This window comes from Streptomyces sp. NPDC096323 (assembly GCF_040302845.1).
Lineage (GTDB): Bacteria > Actinomycetota > Actinomycetes > Streptomycetales > Streptomycetaceae > Streptomyces.
The window spans coordinates 149,496-164,569 of sequence record NZ_JBEOSI010000007.1; the positions used below are offsets into that span (position 1 = coordinate 149,496).

12 protein-coding genes are annotated in these 15,074 nt (G+C 71.2%); 5 read left to right on the plus strand and 7 right to left on the minus strand.

Annotation, left to right across the window (positions count from 1 at the left end):
• Window positions 1-175: 175 nt before the first annotated feature.
• Entirely contained in the window at window positions 176-958 is a 783-nt protein-coding gene (locus ABTX18_RS20650; protein WP_352124157.1) for an SDR family oxidoreductase, read from the minus strand.
• Between the two features lie 79 nt (window positions 959-1,037).
• Between ABTX18_RS20650 and ABTX18_RS20655 the strand changes: the two genes are divergently transcribed.
• Window positions 1,038-1,937, plus strand: a complete 900-nt coding sequence (locus ABTX18_RS20655; RefSeq protein ID WP_352124158.1) for a hypothetical protein — start codon at window positions 1,038-1,040, stop codon at window positions 1,935-1,937.
• Between the two features lie 109 nt (window positions 1,938-2,046).
• Here ABTX18_RS20655 and ABTX18_RS20660 read toward each other — a convergent pair whose 3' ends face one another.
• From ABTX18_RS20660 to ABTX18_RS20670, 3 genes are all read right to left on the minus strand, one after another.
• Window positions 2,047-2,253: a DUF397 domain-containing protein gene (locus ABTX18_RS20660; RefSeq protein ID WP_352124159.1), complete on the minus strand. Its 207-nt coding sequence runs from the start codon at window positions 2,251-2,253 to the stop codon at window positions 2,047-2,049.
• Window positions 2,254-2,517: 264 nt separating this feature from the next.
• Window positions 2,518-3,387, minus strand: coding sequence for a helix-turn-helix domain-containing protein (locus ABTX18_RS20665; RefSeq protein ID WP_352124160.1), 870 nt, complete (start codon window positions 3,385-3,387; stop codon window positions 2,518-2,520).
• A gap of 268 nt (window positions 3,388-3,655) precedes the next feature.
• The gene (locus ABTX18_RS20670) at window positions 3,656-4,378 is read right to left on the minus strand and encodes a GOLPH3/VPS74 family protein (RefSeq protein ID WP_352124161.1); all 723 of its coding nucleotides are present in this window, start codon (window positions 4,376-4,378) and stop codon (window positions 3,656-3,658) included.
• A 194-nt stretch (window positions 4,379-4,572) separates the two neighbouring features.
• Between ABTX18_RS20670 and ABTX18_RS20675 the strand changes: the two genes are divergently transcribed.
• From ABTX18_RS20675 to ABTX18_RS20690, 4 genes are all read left to right on the plus strand, one after another.
• Complete coding sequence (locus ABTX18_RS20675; protein WP_352124454.1) at window positions 4,573-7,023, plus strand: serine hydrolase; 2,451 nt, start codon at window positions 4,573-4,575, stop codon at window positions 7,021-7,023.
• Between the two features lie 249 nt (window positions 7,024-7,272).
• A complete protein-coding gene (locus ABTX18_RS20680; RefSeq protein WP_352124162.1) occupies window positions 7,273-9,090 on the plus strand; it encodes a DUF8823 domain-containing protein in 1,818 nt (605 codons plus the stop codon).
• A gap of 231 nt (window positions 9,091-9,321) precedes the next feature.
• Entirely contained in the window at window positions 9,322-10,167 is an 846-nt protein-coding gene (locus tag ABTX18_RS20685) for an adhesin (RefSeq protein ID WP_352124163.1), read from the plus strand.
• 145 nt (window positions 10,168-10,312) lie between these two features.
• Entirely contained in the window at window positions 10,313-10,537 is a 225-nt protein-coding gene (locus ABTX18_RS20690) for a hypothetical protein (RefSeq protein ID WP_352124164.1), read from the plus strand.
• Between the two features lie 104 nt (window positions 10,538-10,641).
• Here the strand turns inward: ABTX18_RS20690 and ABTX18_RS20695 are convergent, their stop codons facing one another.
• The 3 genes from ABTX18_RS20695 to ABTX18_RS20705 form a co-directional block, all read right to left on the minus strand.
• The gene (locus tag ABTX18_RS20695; RefSeq protein ID WP_352124165.1) at window positions 10,642-12,732 is read right to left on the minus strand and encodes a restriction endonuclease; all 2,091 of its coding nucleotides are present in this window, start codon (window positions 12,730-12,732) and stop codon (window positions 10,642-10,644) included.
• A 200-nt stretch (window positions 12,733-12,932) separates the two neighbouring features.
• Complete coding sequence (locus ABTX18_RS20700; RefSeq protein ID WP_352124166.1) at window positions 12,933-14,162, minus strand: glycosyltransferase; 1,230 nt, start codon at window positions 14,160-14,162, stop codon at window positions 12,933-12,935.
• Entirely contained in the window at window positions 14,159-14,965 is an 807-nt protein-coding gene (locus ABTX18_RS20705) for a MerR family transcriptional regulator (protein ID WP_352124167.1), read from the minus strand. Before ABTX18_RS20705 ends, ABTX18_RS20700 begins: the two co-directional genes overlap by 4 nt.
• Window positions 14,966-15,074 lie beyond the last annotated feature (109 nt).

Genomic DNA, 15,074 nt, shown 5'->3' on the forward strand with positions numbered 1-15,074 from the left:
GCGGCCACACGATGATCGGGCACTTCGTCAGGCTGTGCAGAAGAACAGAGAACGTCCAGGAGCGCCGAAGAGCACAGACAGACCGCACGGGATGCGGGTCCCGTGCGGCCGGGAAAGGAGGAGACCCTGCTGACACCACCGAACTCCCCGCGGAGCGCGTCCGGGCCCCCGCGCCTCAGCGCATCAGCTCGCCCGCGTTGACCAGCAGGGACTGCCCGGTGATCGCGCGTGCCCGGTCGGAGGCCAGGAAGACCGCGGCCTCCGCCACATCGCCGTCCGTCGCCAGCTCCGGGAGCGCCATGCGCCCCGACAGCCTCCCCAGCACCTCGGCCTCGGGCACCTGCTCGGTATGGGCCGCGAACTGTACGTAGGCCTGCACCGGCGGCCCCCACATCCAGCCCGGCAGCACGGTGTTCACCCGGATCCTGTGCGGTCCGAACTCCCACGCCATGGAGTACATCGCCGAGGTGAGCGCGCCCTTGGAGGCCGCGTACGCCGCCTGCCGCACCTGGGACGGCGCCGCCACCGCGGACTGCGTGCCGATGACGACGACCGAGCCGCCCCGCTCCTTGAGGGCGGGCAGGCAGGCGCGTGTCATCCGCAGGGTGCCGAGCAGATTGACGTCGACGACCGCCTTCCAGGTGTCCAGATCCGCGTCCTCGACCCCGCCGAAGTAGCTGTCCCGGGCGGCGACATGGATCACCGCGTCGATCCGCCCGAACCGCTCGACGGCCAGCGCCGCGAGCGCCTCGCACTGTGCCTCGTCGGTGATGTCCGTGGCCAGGTGCGCGGTGTGCAGTCCCGCCGGATCGATCTCCGCGGCCGACTTCACGAGATTCGCCGCAGTACGTGCCCCGAGCACGGCGTCGCCCCCGTCACGCACCACCGCGGCCGCGATCTGATGCCCGAGCCCGGCGCCCACCCCGGACACGACGACGGTCTTCCCCGCGAGCAACATCGGCGCCTCCCGGCTCTGGAACTTCTTCTGACGGGGCGTCAGAGTAGGTCCCTCCGGCGGAGTACGGAAGGGGAACGGCATGGGCGAGGGAGCGAAGGACGAGGGAGCGAAGGACGAGGAGGCGCGGGAGGGTGGGACGCGGAGTGACGCGTACGCCGAACTGGCGGCGCTGGGTCCGTACGGAGTCCATCCCGGCCACGCGCTGATCACCATGGTGGAGCCGCACCCGGGCCACGAGTTCGCGTACAACCGCTGGTACGAAGACGATCATTTCTACGCCGGCGCGATGGCGATGCCCTGGATGTTCGCCGGCCGGCGCTGGGTGGCCACCCGGGAGCTCCAGGAACTGCGCTACCCGGCCACGTCCGCCGTCGCGCAGCCGGTCGGAGCCGGGTGCTACCTGTCCACGTACTGGGTGACGGACGGGCGCTACGACGACCACATGAAGTGGACCGTCGGCATCAACAAGCGGCTGAACCGCGACGGCCGGGTCTACCAGGACCGGACCCATGTCTTCACGGCGTTCCAGGACCACGAGGCGACGGTCTACCGGGACGGGGCCGCGGGGCCGCGGGACTTCCACGCGCTCGACCATCCGTACCGCGGACTGGTCCTTCAGGTGATCGACGCGGAAGGGCCGGGGCAGCGGGCCGAGCTGCTGGAGTGGCTGCGCTCCCGGCATCTGCCGAAGCGGCTGAGCGGGTCGCCCGCGGCGATGGTGACGGTGTTCCGTCCCACGCCGCTGCCGGGCGACCGGATGACCTACGTGAAGCAGGTCGAGGGCGTCGACACCCGGCTGACCCTGCTCTGGTTCCTCCAGGAGGACCCGCGAGCGTGCTGGGCGGAGTACTTCGCCGGGCTCGACGCATCGGTGGCGGACTCGGGTCTGGGGCGGGTGGAACTGGTGGCGCCGTTCATCCCGACCGTGCCGGGCACGGACCGGTACGTCGATCAGCTGCGCCGGACCACCCGGTCGTGAACGACCGGACTCGCGCGGGGAGCCCTCTCGGCCACGACGGCGAACCGGACGAGAGGGCTGCCGACAGCACCTGGATCGGCGCGGCGGTACGGCGCAAGGTGGTCATCGGTCAGACGTCGACGGACCCCTTGGCGACATCGCGGACGAAGGCGGTCCAGGCGCCGGGGACGAAGGTGAGCGAAGGGCCTTCGGGGGCCTTCGAATCACGTACGGCGATCGCCTGCACGAGAGGGGACTTGACTTCGACGCAGGCGCCGTTGCCCCCGGAATACGACGACTTCGTCCAGTTTTCCGTAGCACCCTGACGAATGGCCATGTTCACTCCGGTTCAGAAGGTTGTGCGAGCGCCAGGGGTTTTCCCGTTGGCGTGATCGACGCTACTCGCCAAGCTCCCCGTGTGGAGGGGCCGTTCACTCGACCGGATGGCTTCTACCCTGCAGGTCTTCCGTTACGAGGTGGCGACGGTGTACCGTGCCGTCGCCTCACCCGTAACATCACTTCATTTTTCCCATACCGGACTTTGCGGGCTGGCTGGTTTAGGTGCCCGTCCAACGGGAGGCCGGCCCCCGTGTCCTGGAGTTCACTCCGTCTTCAGACGGGTGTACTCCTTCGCGATCCCTTCGATGAAATGCCGGGTCTGCTCCACATTCAGCGCCTGCGCCCTCAGGTGCTCGTACATGACGCTGTACCGCTGGACGTCGTGCGCCTTCTCCAGATAGAGGTCGCTGGTGACGCCCTCGATATAGACCACGCTGGAATCCGCGGCGTCCGGGAATTCCAGGATGGCGTACTGCCCGTTGATGCCCGGATGCGCCCCCATGTCGAACGGCAGCACCTGGACGGTCACGTGCGGCAGGTGCGACAGCTCCACCAGCCGCTCCAGCTGCTCGATCATCACCTGCTTGCCGCCGACCAGCCGGCGCAGCGCCGACTCGTCGATGACCGCCCACAGCCGCAGGGGGTGCTCAGGGTCCGTGATCCGGTCCTGGCGGCGTGAACGGACGCTGACGCGCTTGTCGATGTCCGAGGGCGGGGCCTCCGGCAACGCGCCGTTGATCAGCGCCTCGGCGTACTGCCGGGTCTGCAGCAGGCCGGGCACCACCTGGGGTTCGTACACCCGCAGCGACTCCGCGTCGGTCTCCAGGCCGATGTAGACGCTGTACGGGATGTCGCCGAAGGCGTGCCACCAGCCCTGCTGGCGGGAGTCCTTGGCCATCTGCATCAGTGAGTCGACGATGCGGACGTCCTCGACCTCGTAGACCCCGCAGAGGTCGCGGACGTCGCGCTGGCTGATGGAGCGGCGGCCGTTCTCCAGGCGGCTGATCTTGGACTGCGAGACCAGCAACCGCTCCGCGACCTCCTCGGCCGTCATGCCCTTGACCTCGCGCAGTCGGCGCAATTCCTGACCCAACCGGCGTCGCCTGACGGTGGGATTGACGTTGGACGGCACGGAAACGGCACCTCCGGCTATGTAGCTGTGCGTATCTACTGCTCAGCAGATTGCCACCCGTGGCCCCGGCCGCGCTGGAAAACGCCCACACGCAGCGGCGCGGGGCAGCCGGTGGTAACGGCTGCCCCGCGCTTGGTGCGGCTCCCGGACCGGGTCTATGGGGACGACGGTGCGGCGGTATGCGGTTGTTGCGGTGGTGCTGGGTGGTGCGCGTAGTGCTGGGTGAAGCGGGTGGTGCGGGTGCTGCGTCGGCGCCCGTGCGGACCTTCTAGTGGACCGCGGTGTGCGCCATGCTGTCGCGGCGTGACTGCGACTGCACTTGCTGTTGCAACGGAACGCCGGCCGCCTGGTTGCGGCGCGGTTGTGCGACCGCCCCGTTCTGGACGTCCATCACGGCGTGCGCCACGAGACCGCCCATCGGGTCGTGCCTGATCAGGTCCCGGAGCCGGGAGCGCGATGAGCGCCCCTCGTTCCCGGGGTACAGGTGCTTGCCGAGTCCGACCGCGTGGGCCAGTGCGGCGAGCGCCGCGGTCCGCGGGTCCGGCGGTACGCCGGTGCGGATCGCACTGTCCAGCCGGGCCCTGATGTCCCGGCTGATCGCCGTGTCCGTCGCCTGGTAGCGAGTCGTCGGCAGCACTCCGCACATCTGGCCCGCCACGGCATGCACCATGCCGCACCGCTCCAGATGAGCGAGGTAAATCTGGCGGAGCCCCAGCCGGGGTCCGCCGATCCAGTGGACGGCCCGGACCGGGCTGCCGCGTCTGCGCAGCAGTTCCAGTGCGGAGTCCAGGGTCGGATCTCCTGTCGGCCGTGGCATCACCACGGCGATACGATCCCCATCAGGGGCTATCCGTCCTGCCAGGGCCAGCTCTACTAGCTGGGCTCCGGCGAGGCCGAGGTCGAGCGACTGCGGCTGCGCTGTGGTACCCGTGGTCGGGTCCAGAGCGAGCAGCAGAAGCTCCTCCGGAATTGTTCTGCGGCTCCTGCCCATCCATGCCTCCCCGCGTGGATGAGTGACAGGGTGACCCCTCTCACATCTGTCTGTCGAGAGCGCCTGGGTGCTTTGTACGGGAACCAGTAGGTATGTCGTTCTCGTCTAGCAGTCCGGCCGAGGGTTCACACGGGACACTGGTAGATGGTTCGGACAGCGCGGGGATGTCCCCGCGCCGCATGGAGGAGGCATCGGTGGCGGGCGAGTCCCCCGACAAGTCGGAGCAGCAGAAGTCGTCGGGAACGACTCGGAGCGACGCCGATCCGCGTCTTGCCGTGTTCCGTGAACCCGCCTCTCCGGCGGAGCCCGGAGACGGCTCGGACACGGCGACGGCCGTTTTCCGCACCCCGCGGTCGGAGGCGGAGGACGCGGTGGACGCCGAGGGCGCCGAGGGCGACGATTCCGCTTCGGACGGCTCCCGGGAACCGGAGGGTGAACCGGAAGCGGTGACTCCTCAGGAGCCCGAGGCCGCCATGGCCGCGGAAGCGGCCCCGGGAGGGACCGTAGAGGCCCCAGAAGGCGCTGAGAGCCCTGTAAGGCCCACGGAGACCTCGGAGGCCGAGCCGGACCGCGCGGAGGCGCACACGGACCCCGAGGGGCCTGTGGAGTCCGCGGGGGCCGACGAGGAGTCGGCGGAGCCTGCCGGTGAGCCCGCGAAGTCCGCCGAGCCCGAGCAGGAGCCCGCCGAGGCCGAGCAGGGCGATGCGCGGCTGCGTGCCGCCGTCGCCGCGTGGGTGGCCAAGGGCGGGGACGCGAGTGACGCGCCCGATTCCGACGCCGCCGGTGCGGAACCCGCGGATTTCGCGGATTCTGCGGATTCCGCGGAGTCTCCTGAGCCGGACGAGGCCGACGAGACGCCCGAGGCGGACGAGACGCCGGCCGCGTCCACCGGATCCGACACTGCGGACACCGCCGAGTCCGACACCGCCACGTCCGCCGACGACGCGTCATCCGACCGAGACGACGCCCCCGACACCGCCTCCGACACCGCCTCCGAGGTGCGCGTTCCGCGCAGCCGCGAGGAGTCCGGTGATGAGGCGCAGCCCGCCGGGGACCTGCGCGGAATCGATCAGGCGACGGCCGTCTTCAAGGCGCCCAAGCTGCCCCGCGTCGATCAGCCGACGACCGCGCTCAAGATCACGCGACCGCCCGCCAAGCCGGAGACCGGGTCCCGGCCGGAGGCCCCCGCCGAGCGGACCAGCAAGTTCGTACCGCTGCGCGCGGACGACGTACGCCCGGCCCCCGCGCCCCGTGCGCCGGAGAGCCCCGCGCCGGCGCCCGCTCCCGGTCACGCCGGTCAGCAGGCGCCCGCCGTGTCGCTCGGTGAGGCCGAGCGGACCCGGCAGCAGCCGATGCCGCCCCGGCCGCCGCTCGACCTGCTCGCGGAGCTGACGAACACCCCGCCGCCGCCGGAGACCCCGGTCCGCACGGCGGTGCGCCGGGTCAAGATCTGGACCCCGCTGGTCCTCCTGCTGCTGATCGTCTTTGCAGTCGTGCAGATGGTGCGCCCGCTGCCGGCCCCCGTGCTGGCGATGACGGCGCAGCCGTCGTACACCTTCAAGGGCGGCGACCTGGACCTCAGCTGGCCGGAACAGGGCCAGTCGGCGGTCACCGTGGACGGGGTCGGCTCGCTCGGTTCGGCCGGGGCGCAGAAGCCGGCGCCCATCGCCAGCGTCGCCAAGATCATGACGGCGTACGTGATCCTCAAGGGGCACCCGATCAGCGGCAAGGAGACGGGCGAGAAGATCACCGTCGACCAGCAGGCGGAGGACGAGTCCAAGCTGGGCGACGAGTCCACCGCGCCGATCAGCAAGGGGCAGCAGTTCACCGAGAAGCAGCTGCTGCAGCTCCTGATGATCCCGTCCGGGAACAACGCCGCGCGCCTCTTCGCCCGCTGGGATTCGTCCGAGTCCGAGTTCATCGCGAAGATGAACGCCGCGGCCAAGGACCTCGGGATGGACAACACCACGTACACGGACCCCAGCGGTCTGAAGAAGACGACGGTCTCCACCGCCACCGACCAGCTGAAACTGGCCAAGGCCGTGATGCGGAACGAGATCTTGCGCGAGATCGTCGACACCCCGGAGATCAAGATCGACGGCATCGACGGGATGATCTACAACAACAACGCGATCCTGCTGAAGCCGGGCGTGAGCGGCATCAAGACCGGCTCCTCCACGCCGGCCGGCGGCAACCTGGTCTGGTCCGCCAACACGGTCGTGGACGGCAAGAAGCTCTGGATCTACGGCGCGGTCATGGGGCAGCAGGCGGGCACGGGCCAGCCGTACGACAGCCTGCTGATGTCGCTGAACAACAGCCTCAAGCTGATCGAGGACGCGCAGAAGGCCGTGACGTCCGCCACCGTCGTCAAGAAGGGCGACGTCGTCGGGTACGTCGACGACGGGTTCGGCGGCCGGACGCCGTTGGTCGCCACCGGTGACCTCAAGGCGAAGGGCTGGGCGGGTCTCAAGGTGGAGCTGTCCGTGCAGGGCAACGGCAAGGAGATCACCCGCAGCATGACGGCGGGCACGAAGGTCGGCGTGGTGACCGTGGGGACGGGCCCCGGCAAGGTCAGCGCCCCGGTCGCTCTCCAGCAGGACCTGAAGGACCCGACCTTCGGCCAGAAGCTGACCCGGATCAACTGAGGCTCCCTGTCGGCCGGGGGCCGGTGCCGCCCTGCGAGGCGCCCGGCCCCCGGCCCCCGAACCCCCGGCTCCGTCGTACGAGAGGCACCTCACGGGCCTTCGCGGGCTCTTTCCGGGCGCCGACGAGAACGTGCGTGTTAGCGTCCCGTGGGCAACGCGTGGACCCTGGAACGCGTCTTTCCGCCCATGAGACCCGAGCAGGCAAGCCGGCGGTTCCAACGCGTCCGGGAAGGGACGGGGAGAGTCGCAGTGACCACGGCCGAGCCGACACGGGCGAGCAGCACGTCTTCCGCAGGCTCCACAAGGAGCGCCGGCGGACCGGGCGGGCCCACTGGCCTCACCGGCCGGCTCGACGGCTTCAAGGAACGCTGCCTGAGGCACCCGGTCCTGCTGACGACCGCCGTCGCGGCGGCCGTCCACATGCTGTGGTTCCTCTTCTTCGCCAACAGCGGCGGTGACATCGCCGCCCAGGATGCCTGGGCCGAGTTCGTCGGCCGGCACCCGGGGACGGCGTACAACCTGGCCTGGTACGGGGGCATGCACCCCGTCTCGTACAGCGTCGTCTCGCCGTATCTGATGTCCCTGCTCGGTGTCCGTACGACGATGATGATCGCCGGGACGGTCTCGGCGGGGCTGACCTCGCTGATCCTTTACCGGGTGAAGGCGGTGCGCAATCCACTGGCCTGCTCGATGGCCGGTGTCTTCGCGTATCTGTGCAACGCGCTCTCGGGCCGGGTGACGTTCGGGCTCGGCATGATGTTCGCCGTCGGTGCGACGGCCGCCGTGTTCTGCTGGCCCTACCGCTGGCGGTACAAGCGCTGGGCGAAGGCGGCCGTCGCCGCCCCCCTGGCCGCGCTCGCGACGGCGGGCAGCCCCGTGGCCGGGCTCTTCCTCGGAGTGATCGCGGCCGCGCTGTTCCTGAACAAGCGGCGCCCCGGCGCGTACGCCCTGGGGCTGGCGCCGGTCGTGGTGGTGGCGCTGTCCGCGTGGCTGTTCCCGTTCTCCGGTACGCAGCCGATGTCGGTCGCGACGCTGTCGGGGCCGTTCATCTTCTCCGGCCTCGTCTTCTTCCTGGTGCCGCGCGACTGGAAGACGGTGCGCACCGCGGCCGCCGTGTACGGCATCGGGACGCTGCTGACGTTCGTGATCGACTCGCAGATCGGCTCGAACGTCTCGCGGATGGCGATGCTGTTCGGCGGGGTGGTGCTGCTGGCCGCCCTCCCGTACACCGTGCCCCGCTCCCGTAAGTGGTACGCGCTGGTCCTCGCGTTCGCCGGGCTGAACTTCTGGATCGGCTTCAAGGGCGTCGACGACATCGTCCGGACCGCGCCCACCGCGTCCTGGGCGCGCGAGATGGCGCCGCTGGTCGACCAGCTCCAGAGGGTGGGTGCGGACAAGGGGCGGGTCGAGGTGGTGCCCCCGAGCAGCCACCGGGAGGCGGCCGCGATGCTGCCGTACGTCAATCTGGCCCGCGGCTGGAACCGGCAGGCCGACATGGAGCGCAACCCCCTCTTCTACGACGACACCCTGAACCCCGTGAACTACCGCGAGTGGCTCGACCGCTGGGCCGTGCACTACGTGGTGCTGCCGACGGGCGACCCGGACTCCAGCGGCGCCGCCCAGGAGACCGAGCTGGTCGACAAGGGGCTGCCGTACCTCAAGGCGCTCTGGTCCGACGCGAACTGGCGGCTCTTCGCGGTCGACAGCCCCGTGCCGATGGCCGACCCGCCGGCGACGGTGGACAAGGCCGGCGCGGAGGAGCTGACCATCGACGTGAAGGAGGCGGGCCGGGTCCTGATCCGCATCCCGTACTCGCCCTGGCTCGCGGTCGTCGACGAGAAGGGCAGGAGCCTGGAGCGGCCGCAGGAGACCGAGGCGTCCAAGAAGCGTGCGGACAAGGACACCCCGAAGTCCTTCACCAACACGAACGGCTGCCTGATCAAGGTGGAGGAGGACGAGCACGGCGACGAGTGGACGGAACTGCTCGCCCCGCGCGCCGGTGTGTACCGGCTCGGCGCCCCGTACCAGCTGCCGCCCGGGACGCCGTGCCCGGACGAACTGCGCTGACGGCCGCGCGGCGGTACGGCACCGGCAGGCACCTCGGCCGACGGCGCGGATGACGTCGGCGGTACGGCAACCGGCAGGCACCTCGGCCGACGGCGCGGATGACGTCGGCGGTACGGCAACCGGCCGGGCCAATTCCGCACGGGCCCTCCCTGAGGGGGCGCGGCACTGGCAGGGTGTGCTGCCATGAGGTGCCAACAGTGCGGCGGCGAGCGACGTGGTGCGCTGCCCGGTATGAGTTGCCCCGACTGCGACTTTGTGACGCGTGCGGGCGGCGGGGACGGTGCGTGGATCGCCCGGGAGACGCTCGCGGGCCGGATATCCACGCTTCCGACGAGCCGTAAGGCCTGGCTCGCGGCGGGGGTGGTGGTGCTGACCGGCTCCCTGGTGACGGCGGTGTCGGTCCTCGCGTCGTCGGGCGGCGAGACCCGTACCGGGGCGGTCGGCCGCGCCGGGACCGGGGCCGGCGACCGGGTGGGCGGCGCCCCCACCCGCATCAGCCCCTCGGCGGCGGACTCGGGTGCCTCCAATTCCGCCGCATCCTCCTCGCCTTCGGACGACCCGCCCGGCTACCGCTACACGGCGTGGGCGGGCCCCGGCTGCTCGACGGGGGAGTACCGCGAGTACGGGCGCTTCGAGAACGGTGACGCGGGCTGGTTTACGGTCCCCTCGGGCGGCTTCCACGGCAGCTCGTGCGACGGAAGGTTCAGCGCCGTCCCGATGTCCGGCAGCCCGGACGCGGACGGAGGGAACTCCGCCACCTGGTCCTGGCACCTGGGCTCCGGCTTCCGGGAGTGCGCGCTGACCGTCTTCGTCCCGCGCTCGGACCGGGACCGGGACGTCGCCGGGGACCCCACCGTGTACCGGGTGCTCTCCGACCCGGCGGACGCGGACTCGGCGTACACGGGCTTCGCCGTACGCCAGACCGCGCACCGGGGCACCGCGGTCGACGTGAACAGCTATCCGGTCAAGGGCGACACCTTCGCGGTGCGGCTGATCGACCGGGGCCGGGACTGGGGCAGCACACAGCTGGTGGGCGCGCACCACGCGGCGGCGCAGCTGAAGGTCTCCTGCCGCTGAGGCGCCCGGCCGCCGACCGGCGCGCAGACCTCCCGGATACTTCCCGGAACGGCACGGCACGGAACGGAACGGCACGGCACGGAACGGAACGGCACGAGCAGCCACGAGCAGCCACGAGCAGCCACGAGAGAAGGAGGTCCCACCCATGCCGGCACCCTCCGGGTTCAGTTACGTCTCCCACGCCGACGGCACCGTCGTCATCACCCACCGCGGCCGCGAGGCCACCACACTTCGCTGCGACCGGGCGGCCAAGTTCGTGGCCGAGGCGGAGTCCGGTGACGCCCAGGCCGTGATGGCCCGCTGGACGGGCGCGTACAAGTTCGGCAACGAGCGGATGGCCAGCAACCACCCGCGTAACAAAGGCCGTTGACGTGACCCGGGCCCGGGAGAGGTGGAGAGTCCGCCAGGCCCGGGGCCCGGCTGCGGGAGTGGGCAGGAGCGCCCGCGCCCGCAGCCCGGCAGACGGTCCGCGCATCACTCCACGTCTATGCCGTACTCCTGGATCAGTTCCTCCAGGCCGCCGCGATAACCCTTGCCCCCGGTGACGAACTCCCAGTCGCCGTTCGCGCGGCGGCGGAACGAGCCCAACACGAGGGCAGTCTCACCGGCGCGGCCGTCGGAGACGTCCAACCGGTCGAGCGGGGCCCACTCGGAGTCCAGCAGCCGGATGCCGGCGTCGGTGAAACCCGACAGGTCGGCCGTGGGATTCACGACGGGATCGACGGCGGCGACGACGACGAGCCGGTCGGCGCGCGCCGGCAGGGCGTCGAACGAGACCTGGATGGCGGCCCGGTCCGGCGCGACGGGCGGGAGCGCGCGGACCGAACCATCGGGCGTGCGGGGATTGTTGAAGAAGACGAAGTGGTCGTCGTCCAGCACCCGGTTGCCGTGGCAGACGAGCGCGCACACGTCCAGGGCCGCGCTGCCCGACCAGCACATGCCCAGCACATTGTGGTCGTCCGCATGGGCCTCGCGGTCCGGCGCCGTCCGCTGCGCGGGCACAGGACGCTGCTCCCCGGTGCCCAGCCGTCCGCGCAGCCCGTGGCGGTGCAGCAGATCGACGAGTTCCGAACCAGCCACCAGTTCCAGGGGCTTGCCGTTGGCGAAGGTGTGCGAGCCGGGGCCGAACCCGGACGTCGTGACCAGGACGCCCTTGTTGGCGCCGGCGTCCTGGACGGTGCCGTACAGATCGCGGACAGCGGTCGGAGGGACGGTGTTGCGGTAGCGCTTGACCTGTACGACGATCTTGCCGCCGCGGATCGGGGCCGGGTCCAGCGCGTCGACGTCCACACCGCCGTCGTTCGAGCGCTGAGTGGTCACGGCCTGCATGCCCATGGCCCGGAACAGTTCGGCGACCAGCGCCTCGAAGGCCAGGGGATCCATCGCGTACAGATCCGGCTCCTCGTCGCCCCCATGGGTGACGACACCGTTGCCGACCTCGTCCGGAACCCGTCCCGGCCGCACGGCCGCGTACTGATCGGGACGCGCCGAGAGCTGCCCGCGGAGCCCGTCCACCAGGCAGTTGACGGCGTTCACCTGCTCCAGGCGCAGTGCGTCGAACGTCGTACGCGACGCCATGACCGTACCGAGGAACATCGGCGCGCGCCGGCCGGTCGCCGGATCGTGATCGTCCACGAACCCGTTCAGCGCGACCGACTCCAGCGCACCGAACTCGTCCGCCGCGAACAGGTCCCGCAGGACCAGCAGAAGGCACTGGGCGAGCACGTCCCGGTACAGGGCACGGCGCTGCGTGACGGGCCGGGGCGACTCCTTCTCCTGTTCGGCGTTGACCAGGTAGCGCACCGACTTCGCCTCCGGGACGACGTCGTACTTGGGCAGCTCCCAGTTCAGCACCAGCTGGCGGGCGTCGGAGTCGTAGGCCGCCGACACCTGACGGGGCAGGTCATCCGGCCAACTGGTCGAGGCGTAGAGGGCGGCGGAGAAGTACTCCACCGCGGCCTCCGCATCGCCGCTTCGCAGGCCCGCCGTCATCTCGGCCACCCCGGCGTTGTGCCGCCGGATCTCGCCCAACCGGTCCGCGGCCCACTGCTCGTACTCACGTCGGTACGTGTCCAGTTGCTGCCGGCGCTGTGCCTCCGCGGCCTGCGCGGCGTGCCAGTCCCGCTCGAAACCGGCCCGCGCCTCCGCCTGCGCCTGAGCCCGCCGGGCGGCGGTCCAGCCACCCGCCTGCGGCTGGTACCGGGGCTCGTTCGGGTCCGGTATCCGCACGGGCTGCGCGAGCGGCCCCGGGGCGAAGGCCTCGACCTGCTCCACCCGCGTCAGGGCCGCCGCACGGAACACCGGAGCACGGCACCCTGCCGCCAACAGCCCCTCCAGCGCCCCGACCCGCGCGTCGAGCTCCGCCGTACGCCGCCGGGCCTCGGCCTCGCGCTGCTCCCGGTAGGCCGCCTTCTGCTCCCGATGACTGCGCGCGAGCTCCCGCTGGTAGGTGCGTTGCTGTCTCTCCTGATCCCGTTGGTACCGGGCTTGCGCCTCATGCTGACGTTGCTGCTGGCGCTGCGCTTCCGCCCAGACACCGACCAACCCATTCGAGCGACGGCTCATGCTCTACAGGCCCTCCCCACCAGCGCCCCGGTGTCCGTACACCAGGAACCGGCCCCATAACCATCAGTGATGGGGCGACTTTACGGGGCAACCGGGCGCCCGCCCATGCCCTTGCCGCAGATGGCGTTCCTCGCGGTCCGCCATCGCGGTCCGCCCGGTGCGCGATGGTCACGCGGGGCGGTGGCCCTGCGGGGCGGTGGTCACGCGGGGCGGTGGCCCTGCGGGGCGGTGAGATGACGGAGGGCCCCGAGGACCTGGGCCGCTCCGTCCTCGGTCCGCAGCCGCCGTGCCGCATCCGTGGCGGCTCGTGCGTACGTCTGCTGCCGCACCGCCCGGCCGAGTGAGTCGGCGAGCCGTTCGGCGGTCAGGGACCGGAAGGGTATCGGGTCGGTGGCGGCGCCGAGGGCTGCCAGCCGCCCCGCCCAGAACGGCTGGTCGGCGGTGACCGGCACCGTGACCGCGGGAATTCCGGCGCGCAGCGCGGCCGCGGACGTGCCGGCCCCGGCATGGTGGACCACCGCCGCCAGCCGCGGGAACAGCAGCGCGTGCGGTACGTCCCCGATGGTGAGCACATCGTCGCCGTCGGCCGCGAGCCCCGCACTGCCGGACTGGAGGATGCCGCGCAGCCCGGCGAGGCGCAGGGCGCGCACGGCGAGCTCGCTCAGCCGTTGCCCTTCGCCGGCGGCCATGCTGCCGAAGCCGATGAAGACGGGGCGGGGCCCGGCGCCGAGGAAGTCCTCAAGGTCCGGGGGCAGCCGTTCGGCATCATCATGGGGCCACCAGTTGCCCACGACCTCCAGGCCGGGGCGCCAGTCCGAGGGCCGCGGCACCAGGGCCGTACTGAAGCCGTGCAGAACCGGCCAGTTCGCCTGTTCCTGCCGCCGCCGCATTCCGGAGGCGGAAAGCGCGGGCAGCCCGAGGCTCAGGCGCAGCTCTGCCACCGCCTGCTCGTAGACGCGGTCGGCCATGCGCAGCGCGAAACGCCCGGCGAGGCGGTTGGCGCGGCGGCCCAGGGAGCGGGAGCCCGTGACGACGGGCGGGAAGTCACCGGTCGGCGCGGTGGGCTGGAGGTACACCCCGACGCTCGGCGTGCCTGTGGCCTCGGCCAGGTGCCAGCCGAGCGGGGCCGTGGTGGCCGACAGCATGAGCAGATCCGTGTCGTCGGTCATCGCGTCGGCGAATCCCTGGCCGAGCTCGGTGATGAACGCGGCGGCTGCCCGCATGAGTTCGCGCTTGCCCGTGACACCGCCACTCCCGCGTGGATCGGCGGGGAGGCTGCGGAACTCCAGCCCGGCGTCGCGCACAAGGGGCGCGAACGCGTTCGTGGTGGCGACGGCGACGTCGTGTCCCGCTCTGCGGAGGCCGGCGCCCAGGCCGGTGTACGGCGCGACGTCACCCCGCGATCCGGCCGCTGCGATCAGGATCCTCATCGGTCTGCCTCTGTGTCGGTACGACCGCCCGTGTGGCGGGCCGCGTCGGCGTTGGCGTGGATCGCCCTGTGCGTGTAGGCGGTCAGTCCGGGGCGTTGCTGGGACGGCGGTACGACCAGGGCGAAGGCGCGTGCATCGGTGAGGAAGTCGTCCGCGATGCGCCGGTGCATGTCGGGCGGGCAGGAGGTGAACCAGCGCGAAATGTGCAGGCGGTGCTCCTCGGCGAGATCCCTGGCCCGCTCGCCGTCGCTCGGCTCCCCTTCGTCGAAGGCCGCGAGCAGCTCGGCGCGCCAGGCGGTGGCCTCGCCCATGAGCTGCCGCCAGTCCTCCTTGGTGTGGGCGGCCGCGCGCGCCATCGCCTCGTGCCGTCCCTCCGAGTCCGCCCACTTCAGTTCCGCCTCGGTGGCGTAGCTCAGGTCGAAGTCGATCTCCCCGAAGACCTCGAAGCGCTCCTCGGGGGTCAGTTCCACCCCGGTCTGCTGGACCTCGATCGCTCGTTCCGCCACCTCGGTCAGGCGCTGCAGCCTGGCGATCTCGTCCCTCAACTGCCGCTGCCGGGCCCGCAGACGGTCCAGAGCGTTCGCCTGGGGGTCCTCGAAGATCGCGGCGATCTCGGCGAGGGAGAAGCCGAGCTCCCGGTAGAAGAGGATCTGCTGGAGCCGGACCAGGTCGCCGTCGCTGTAGCGCCGGTAACCCGCGCTGCTGCGGCCGCTGGGCGACAGCAGCCCCGCCTTGTCGTAATGGTGCAACGTACGCACCGTCACCCCGGCGAAGGCCGAGACCTGTCCCACGGAGTAGCTCATGCACCTGCCTTTCGTCGGCCTCAGCCTCAGGCCTGACGTAGGGGGAGGGTCAACTCGGACGGTCCGCCGCTCGACTCCGGGGCGGCCCGGGGCGCGTGGTCGTGCGCCG

Coding starts and splice junctions, on each gene's coding strand:
- ABTX18_RS20705 (WP_352124167.1), bottom strand. CDS start 14,965: ATGAGCTACTCCGTGGGACAGGTCTCGGCCTTCGCCGGGGTGACGGTG.
- ABTX18_RS20690 (WP_352124164.1), top strand. CDS start 10,313: ATGCCGGCACCCTCCGGGTTCAGTTACGTCTCCCACGCCGACGGCACC.
- ABTX18_RS20655 (WP_352124158.1), top strand. CDS start 1,038: ATGGGCGAGGGAGCGAAGGACGAGGGAGCGAAGGACGAGGAGGCGCGG.
- ABTX18_RS20700 (WP_352124166.1), bottom strand. CDS start 14,162: ATGAGGATCCTGATCGCAGCGGCCGGATCGCGGGGTGACGTCGCGCCG.
- ABTX18_RS20695 (WP_352124165.1), bottom strand. CDS start 12,732: ATGAGCCGTCGCTCGAATGGGTTGGTCGGTGTCTGGGCGGAAGCGCAG.
- ABTX18_RS20660 (WP_352124159.1), bottom strand. CDS start 2,253: ATGGCCATTCGTCAGGGTGCTACGGAAAACTGGACGAAGTCGTCGTAT.
- ABTX18_RS20685 (WP_352124163.1), top strand. CDS start 9,322: ATGAGTTGCCCCGACTGCGACTTTGTGACGCGTGCGGGCGGCGGGGAC.
- ABTX18_RS20670 (WP_352124161.1), bottom strand. CDS start 4,378: ATGGGCAGGAGCCGCAGAACAATTCCGGAGGAGCTTCTGCTGCTCGCT.
- ABTX18_RS20650 (WP_352124157.1), bottom strand. CDS start 958: ATGTTGCTCGCGGGGAAGACCGTCGTCGTGTCCGGGGTGGGCGCCGGG.